Annotated in this window: 6 protein-coding genes; all 6 read right to left on the bottom strand. The window is 71.4% G+C overall.

The features are described 5' to 3' along the window. Positions 1 to 5: 5 nt before the first annotated feature. The 6 genes from recQ to ACOV8S_RS17650 all read right to left on the bottom strand — a co-directional run bounded on the left by recQ (position 6) and on the right by ACOV8S_RS17650 (position 7,496). Positions 6 to 1,874 (bottom strand): DNA helicase RecQ, encoded by a 1,869-nt coding sequence (gene recQ / locus ACOV8S_RS17675; RefSeq protein ID WP_448318723.1) that lies wholly within the window; start codon positions 1,872 to 1,874, stop codon positions 6 to 8. Between the two features lie 106 nt (positions 1,875 to 1,980). Next, a complete protein-coding gene (locus ACOV8S_RS17670; protein WP_448318722.1) occupies positions 1,981 to 2,445 on the bottom strand; it encodes a VOC family protein in 465 nt (154 codons plus the stop codon). A 50-nt stretch (positions 2,446 to 2,495) separates the two neighbouring features. Beyond that, complete coding sequence (gene rarD, locus ACOV8S_RS17665; protein WP_448318721.1) at positions 2,496 to 3,542, bottom strand: EamA family transporter RarD; 1,047 nt, start codon at positions 3,540 to 3,542, stop codon at positions 2,496 to 2,498. A gap of 140 nt (positions 3,543 to 3,682) precedes the next feature. Continuing rightward, entirely contained in the window at positions 3,683 to 4,762 is a 1,080-nt protein-coding gene (locus ACOV8S_RS17660) for a 2-oxoacid:ferredoxin oxidoreductase subunit beta (protein WP_448318720.1), read from the bottom strand. Then, positions 4,755 to 6,650: a 2-oxoacid:acceptor oxidoreductase subunit alpha gene (locus tag ACOV8S_RS17655; RefSeq protein ID WP_448318718.1), complete on the bottom strand. Its 1,896-nt coding sequence runs from the start codon at positions 6,648 to 6,650 to the stop codon at positions 4,755 to 4,757. Before ACOV8S_RS17655 ends, ACOV8S_RS17660 begins: the two co-directional genes overlap by 8 nt. Before the next feature lie 186 nt (positions 6,651 to 6,836). Continuing rightward, complete coding sequence (locus ACOV8S_RS17650; RefSeq protein ID WP_351111012.1) at positions 6,837 to 7,496, bottom strand: response regulator transcription factor; 660 nt, start codon at positions 7,494 to 7,496, stop codon at positions 6,837 to 6,839. Between the last annotated feature and the right edge of the window lie 55 nt (positions 7,497 to 7,551).

Here is a 7,551-nt window from a genome sequence, read left to right as displayed (position 1 = left end):
GTGCCTCAGGCGTCGAGCGAGGTCAGCAGCTCGACGACGCTCTCGCCGTGGGTGGCCAGCTTCTTCTCGCCGATGCCGCTGATGCCGCGCAGCTCCTCCACCGACGACGGGCGCGCCGCCGCGATCTCCCGCAGGGTCGCGTCGTGGAAGATCACGTAGGCGGGGACGCCCTGCTCCCGGGCCCGCTCGGCCCGCCAGCCGCGCAGCGCCTCGAAGACCGGCTGCAGCTCCTCGGGGAGCTCCGCCACGGCCGCCGCGGCCTTGGCCCTGCGCTCGCCCCGCGCCGAGGGCACCTTCTTCGGCTCCTTGCGCATCGGCACCTGCCGCTCGCCGCGCAGCACGGCCGCGCTGCCCTCGGTCAGCACCAGCGTGCCGTACTCGCCCTCCACCGACAGCAGGCCCTGGGCCAGCAGCTGCCGGATCACGCCCCGCCACTCGCCCTCGGCCAGGTCCTCGCCGATGCCGAAGACGGACAGCTGGTCGTGGTCGAACTGGATCACCTTGGCGGTGCGCTTGCCGAGCAGGATGTCGGTGATCTGGGTGGCGCCGAACTTCTGGCGCCGCTCCCGCTCCAGCCGGACCACGGTGGACAGCGCCTTCTGGGCGGCCACGGTGGCGTCCCAAGTCTCCGGCGGCGCGAGGCAGGTGTCGCAGTTGCCGCACCTCTCCTCGGCGGCCTCCTGGCCGAAGTAGGCGAGGAGCTGCTCCCTGCGGCAACGGACCGTCTCGCACAGGGCCAGCATGGCGTCCAGGTGCGCCTGGGCGCGGCGGCGGAAGGCCTCGTCGCCCTCGCCGGAGAGGATCATCTTCCGCAGCTGGACGACGTCGTTGAGGCCGTACGTCATCCAGGCGGTGGAGGGCAGCCCGTCGCGGCCCGCGCGGCCGGTCTCCTGGTAGTAGCCCTCGACCGACTTCGGCAGGTCCAGGTGGGCCACGAACCGCACGTCGGGTTTGTCGATGCCCATGCCGAAGGCGATGGTGGCGACCACCACCAGGCCCTCCTCGCGCAGGAAGCGCGCCTGGTGGGCGGCGCGGGTCCCGGCGTCCAGGCCGGCGTGGTACGGCACCGCGTCGACGCCGTGGGCGGTGAGGAACTCGGCGGTCTTCTCCACGGAGTTCCGGGAGAGGCAGTAGACGATCCCGGCGTCGCCCGGGTGCTCCTCGCGCAGGAAGGCCAGCAGCTGCTTCTTCGGCTCGGCCTTGGGCACGATCCGGTACTGGATGTTCGGCCGGTCGAACCCGGCGACGAAGTGCCGGGCGGAGCCCAGGCCGAGCCGGCGGGTGATCTCCTCGTGCGTCGCCCGGGTGGCCGTCGCCGTCAGGGCCATCCGCGGCACGTCGGGCCAGCGCTCGCCCAGCACCGACAGCGCCAGGTAGTCGGGGCGGAAGTCGTGGCCCCACTGGGCGACGCAGTGCGCCTCGTCGATGGCGAAGAGGGAGATCCGGCCCCGGGAGAGGAGGTTGAGGGTGGACTCCAGGCGCAGCCGCTCCGGGGCGAGGTAGAGCAGGTCCAGCTCGCCGGCCTGGAACTGGGCCTCGACCAGCCGCTGCTCGTCGAAGTGCTGGGTGGAGTTGAGGAAACCGGCCCGCACGCCGGCCGCGCGCAGGGCGTCGACCTGGTCCTGCATCAGGGCGATCAGCGGCGAGACCACCACGCCGGTGCCGGGGCGGACCAGGGCGGGGATCTGGTAGCAGAGCGACTTGCCGCCGCCGGTGGGCATCAGCACCACGGCGTCCCCGCCGGAGACGACGTGGTCGACCACGGCCTGCTGCTCGCCGCGGAAGGACTCGTAGCCGAAGACCTTGCGCAGCGTCTCGAGCGCGGGGCCGCCCGCGCCCGTCGCGCCCGTCTCCGTCACCGTTGCCGTGGTCACACCTGTACCGCCCGTCCCTGTAGACCTTCCTCCACCATAGGCGGACGGACCGACGGCGCCGGAGTTTTCCACAGGCCCCCGTCGGCCGGAGCGCTGCCCCGCCGGATCAGTGGACGCAGAACTCGTTGCCCTCGGGGTCGTACATGACCGTCCAGGCGCCGCCCTGCTCGCGGACCTCGCGCAGCACCCGGGCGCCCAGCGCGGTCAGCCGCTCGACCTCGGCCTCCCGCACCCCGTTCCCGGGGTGCAGGTCCATGTGCAGGCGGTTCTTGCCGGTCTTGGGCTCCGGAACCCGCTGGAACAGCAGCCGCCGCCCCAGGCCCGTCCCGGACTCCTCGTCGTGGGGGTCCTCCGGATGCCGGACCGCCGCGAGGTTCCGCCAGGCGGCGCGGCCCCGCCACTCCAGGGTGGCTTCGGCGGGCACCACGCCGGCGCTCAGCAGCTTCTCGACCAAGGGACTGTTGTCCTCCGGGACGTAGCGCAGGGCGGCCGCCCAGAAGTCGGCCAGGGCGTGCGGATCGGCTGCGTCGACGACCAGCTTCCAGTGGACAGGCACCGCGGATTCCGTCATGCCACCACTCTTACGGGTGGTGGAAGGGCGCGCGCAACCGGAACGAGCGATCAGGCCGTGCGCTCCCGCGTCGCCTCGGCGGACGCCACGGACTCCACGGGCCCCGCGGGCTTCGGGAAGGCCGTCGCCCCCTCGGGCAGCGCCGCCGGGTCCTCCGGGGACACCGCCACCGCCGCGGCCGCCGCCGCGCGCAGGGCGCGGGCCGAGCGGCGCGCGGTGCGCAGCGCGTCCCAGGTGAGCAGGGAGAGGGCCAGCCACACCAGGGAGAAGCCGGCCCAGCGCTCCGGCGGCATGGCCTCGTGGAAGTAGAGGACGCCCAGTCCGAACTGGAAGACCGGAGCCAGGTACTGCAGCAGGCCCAGCGTGGACAGCGGGACCCGGATGGCGGCGGCGCCGAAGCAGATCAGCGGGACCGCGGTGACCACGCCGGTGGCGGCCAGCAGCGCGGCGTGCCCGGCGCCCTCGGTGGCGAAGGTGGAGTCGCCCCGGGAGCTCAGCCACAGCAGGTAGCCGAGGGCGGGCAGGAACTGGATCGCGGTCTCGGCGGCCATCGACTCCAGACCGCCGATGTTCACCTTCTTCTTGACCAGGCCGTAGGCGGCGAAGGAGAAGGCCAGGGTCAGCGAGACCCACGGCAGCCGGCCGTAGCCGACCGTCAACACCACCACGGCGGCGGCGCCGACGCCGACCGCCGCCCACTGCACGGGCCGCAGCCGCTCCTTGAGGAGGAGCACGCCGAGGGCGATGGTGACCAGCGGGTTGATGAAGTAGCCGAGGGACGCCTCCACCACCTGGCCGGCGTTGACCGCCCAGATGTAGACGCCCCAGTTCACCGTGATCACCGCGGCGGCCAGGGTGATCAGCGCGAGCTTGCGGGGCTGTCGTATCAGCTCGCCCGCCCAGGCCCAGCGGCGCATCACCAGCAGCACGAGGCCGACCAGCACCAGCGACCAGATCATCCGGTGCGCGAGGATCTCGATCGCTCCCGCGGGCTTGAGCAGCGGCCAGAACAGGGGGACCAGGCCCCACATGCCGTAGGCGGCGAATCCGTTCAGCAGACCGATCTTGTTCTCGCTCCGCGGCGCCGGCTGTGCCATCTCTCCTCCTTCTGGCTGCCTCGCTCCCACAGCGTCGGCACCATCCGGAAGGTAACGCCGAGCACCCCGCCTGTCATTCCCGTATCGACATACGGTCCTGACAGGCGGGGTGCGCCGGAGTGCGGACTCTCAACCGGCTCTCAGCCGGCGACCGTCCAGGTGTCGCCGCCCGCCAGCAGCGCGCCCAGGTCGCCCTCGCCCTGCCGCTCGACGGCGTCCTCCAGCTGCCGCGCCATGAGCGCGTCGTAGACCGGCCGGCCCACCGACCGCAGCACGCCGATCGGCGTGTGGTGCAGGGTGTTCGGGTCGGCCAGCCGGGAGAGCGCGAACGCGGTGGTCGGCGAGGTGGCGTGCGCGTCGTGGACCAGCACGTCGCCCTCGTTCTCGGGGGTGACGTCGACGACCACCAGGTCGCCGGTGGCCCGGTCGCGCACCACGCCCTTGGCGCCGTCGGCCCCGAAGCGGATCGGCTGCCCGTGCTCCAGCCGGATCACCGCCTCCTGCGCCTGCTCACGGTCCTTGATCACGTCGAAGGCGCCGTCGTTGAAGATGTTGCAGTTCTGGTAGATCTCCACCAGCGCCGTGCCCTCGTGGGCGGCGGCCTGCCGGAGCACCTCGGTGAGGTGCTTGCGGTCGGAGTCCACCGTGCGCGCCACGAACGTCGCCTCCGCGCCCAGCGCCAGCGACACCGGGTTGAAGGGGGCGTCCAGCGAGCCCATCGGCGTCGACTTGGTGATCTTGCCGAGCTCGGAGGTGGGGGAGTACTGGCCCTTGGTCAGTCCGTAGATCCGGTTGTTGAAGAGGAGGATCTTCAGATTGACGTTCCGGCGCAGGGCGTGGATCAGGTGGTTGCCGCCGATGGAGAGCGCGTCGCCGTCACCGGTGACCACCCACACGCTCAGGTCCTGCCGCGAGGTGGCCAGCCCGGTCGCGATGGCCGGGGCGCGCCCGTGGATGGAGTGCATCCCGTAGGTGTTCATGTAGTACGGGAAGCGGGAGGAGCAGCCGATGCCGGAGACGAAGACGATGTTCTCCTTCGCCAGCCCCAGCTCCGGCATGAAGCCCTGCACGGCGGCGAGGACCGCGTAGTCGCCGCAGCCGGGGCACCAGCGGACCTCCTGGTCCGACTTGAAGTCCTTCATGGACTGCCGGCCGACCGCCTTGGGGACCAGCGACAGCAGGGCGTTGCCGGACGCGGTGGTCCCGGACGTCTCAGACATCGAGTTCCTCCTTCAGCGCCGAGGCGAGCTGCTCCGCCTTGAACGGCATGCCGTTGACCTGGGTGTGGGAACGGGCGTCGACCAGGTACTTCGACCTGATCAGCGAGGCGAGCTGGCCCAGGTTCATCTCCGGGACGACGACCTTGTCGTAGCGCCGCAGCACCTCGCCCAGGTTGGCCGGGAACGGGTTCAGGTGCCGCAGGTGGGCCTGGGCGACCGGGTGGCCGATGCCGCGCAGCCTACGGACCGCCGCCGTGATCGGGCCGTAGGTGGAGCCCCAGCCGAGCACCAGGATCCGGGCGTCGCCGTCCGGGTCGTCGACCTCCAGGTCGGGCACCGCGATGCCGTCGACCTTGGCCTGGCGGGTGCGGACCATGAAGTCGTGGTTGGCCGGGTCGTAGGAGATGTTGCCCGTGCCGTCCTGCTTCTCGATGCCGCCGATCCGGTGCTCCAGACCGGGCGTGCCCGGCACCGCCCAGGGGCGGGCCAGCGTCTCGGGATCGCGCTTGTACGGCCAGAAGACCTCGACGCCGTCCTCGGTGGTGTGGTTCGGCCCGTCGGCGAACTCCACCCGCAGGTCCGGCAGGTCCTCCACGTCCGGCACCCGCCACGGCTCGCTGCCGTTGGCGAGGTAGCCGTCGGAGAGCAGGAAGACCGGGGTGCGGTAGGTCAGCGCGATCCGGGCCGCCTCCAGCGCCGCGTCGAAGCAGTCCGCCGGGGTCTGCGGGGCGACCACCGGGACCGGCGCCTCGCCGTTGCGGCCGTACATCGCCTGGAGCAGGTCCGCCTGCTCCGTCTTGGTGGGCAGACCGGTCGACGGGCCGCCGCGCTGGATGTCCACGATCAGCAGGGGCAGCTCCAGCGAGACGGCGAGGCCCACCGTCTCCGACTTCAGCGCCACACCCGGCCCGGAGGTCGTGGTGACCGCCAGCGAGCCGCCGAAGGCCGCGCCGAGCGCCGCCCCGATGCCGGCGATCTCGTCCTCGGCCTGGAAGGTGCGCACGCCGAAGTTCTTGTGCCGGCTCAGCTCGTGCAGGATGTCGGAGGCCGGGGTGATCGGGTACGAGCCCAGGTAGAGCGGCAGCCCGGACTGCCGCCCCGCGGCGACCAGGCCGTAGGACAGCGCCAGGTTGCCGGAGATGTTGCGGTAGACGCCGGGCGGGAACGCCTTCGACGCCGGGGCCACCTCGTAGGAGACGGCGAAGTCCTCCGTCGTCTCGCCGAAGTTCCAGCCCGCCCGGAAGGCCGCGATGTTCGCCTCGGCGATCTGCGGCTTCTTCGCGAACTTCTTCCGCAGGAACGCCTCGGTTCCCTCGGTCGGCCGGTGGTACATCCAGCTCAGCAGTCCGAGCGCGAACATGTTCTTGCTGCGCTCGGCCTCCTTACGGGTGAGGCCGTACTCCTTCAGCGCCTCCACCGTCAGGGTGGTGAGCGGCACCGGGTGCACCTGGTAGCCGTCGAGCGTGCCGTCGTCCAGCGGGTCGACGGCGTAACCGACCTTCTGCAGGGCGCGGGAGGTGAACTCGTCGGTGTTGACGATGATCTCCGCGCCCCGCGGCAGGTCGGCGAGGTTGGCCTTGAGGGCGGCCGGGTTCATGGCGACCAGCACGTTCGGCGCGTCGCCGGGGGTGAGGATGTCGTGGTCCGCGAAGTGGAGCTGGAAGGAGGAGACGCCCGGGAGGGTGCCTGCGGGGGCGCGGATCTCGGCGGGGAAGTTGGGCAGGGTCGACAGGTCGTTGCCGAAGGACGCCGTCTCCGAGGTGAAACGGTCGCCGGTGAGCTGCATTCCGTCACCCGAGTCACCCGCGAACCGGATGACCACCCGTTCCAGCCGGCGGACGTCCTTCACCGCTGCCGGTTCACGCTCTGTACTGACCTGGCTGGTCACTGAACTGGACCTCCCTGGGCGGCAAGTACGGGAGTCGCCTTCGGCCGGCCGCTCCCGCTTCAACCCTAAGTCTGTAAGGGCTGCCTTCCTATGTCATTCGCTCCGCACCGTATGGCGCGAAGCGCGAGGGGAGCCGTCCTGTTGACAATTTGTCAACAAGGGTCCCTCGGTCCAGAGTGACATCGGTCATGTGTTCAGGTACCGGAGTACCGCTAGAACCCGGCGGTGATCCCCGTCACTCTGGGACAGGCCCAGCTTCATGAAGATGTTGCTGACGTGCTTCTCCACCGCGCCGTCGCTGACCACGAGCCTGCGGGCGATCGCCGAATTGGTGCGCCCCTCCGCCATCAGCCCCAGGACCTCGCGCTCGCGCGGGGTCAGACCCTCCAGGACGTCCTGCCGGCGGCTGCGCCCGAGCAGCTGGGCCACCACCTCCGGGTCCAGCGCCGTCCCGCCCCGCGCCACCCGGACCACCGCGTCGGTGAACTCCCGCACGTCGGCGACCCGGTCCTTGAGCAGGTACCCCACACCCCGGCTGGAGCTCGCCAGCAGCTCGGTGGCGTACCGCTCCTCCACGTACTGCGACAGGACCAGCACCCCCACCTCGGGGTGGTCGACACGGATGCGGACGGCGGCCCGCACCCCTTCGTCCGTATGGGTGGGCGGCATCCGCACGTCGGCCACCACCACGTCGGGCAGCTCGCCCCTGGCGGCGAGATCGGAGACGGTCTTCACCAGACCCTCCCCGTCGCCGACCCCCGCGACCACCTCGTGGCCCCGGTCGGTGAGCAGCCGCGTCAGTCCCTCCCGCAGCAGCACCGAGTCCTCGGCGATGACCACCCGCACGCTGTTGTCCTCCACGTTCTCCACGGGTCCAGCATTTCAGCAACCGCGCGGCGGC

The sequence above is a fragment of the Streptomyces sp. CO7 genome, assembly GCF_053474865.1.
The sequence above is the reverse complement of the archived record's forward strand: the minus strand, read 5'-3'. Positions and strand labels throughout refer to the sequence as shown.

Bases quoted from the DNA above. Each gene is read 5' to 3' on its own strand.
- ACOV8S_RS17660 (WP_448318720.1), bottom strand. From the start codon at position 4,762: ATGTCTGAGACGTCCGGGACCACCGCGTCCGGCAACGCCCTGCTGTCG.
- ACOV8S_RS17670 (WP_448318722.1), bottom strand. From the start codon at position 2,445: ATGACGGAATCCGCGGTGCCTGTCCACTGGAAGCTGGTCGTCGACGCA.
- rarD (WP_448318721.1), bottom strand. From the start codon at position 3,542: ATGGCACAGCCGGCGCCGCGGAGCGAGAACAAGATCGGTCTGCTGAAC.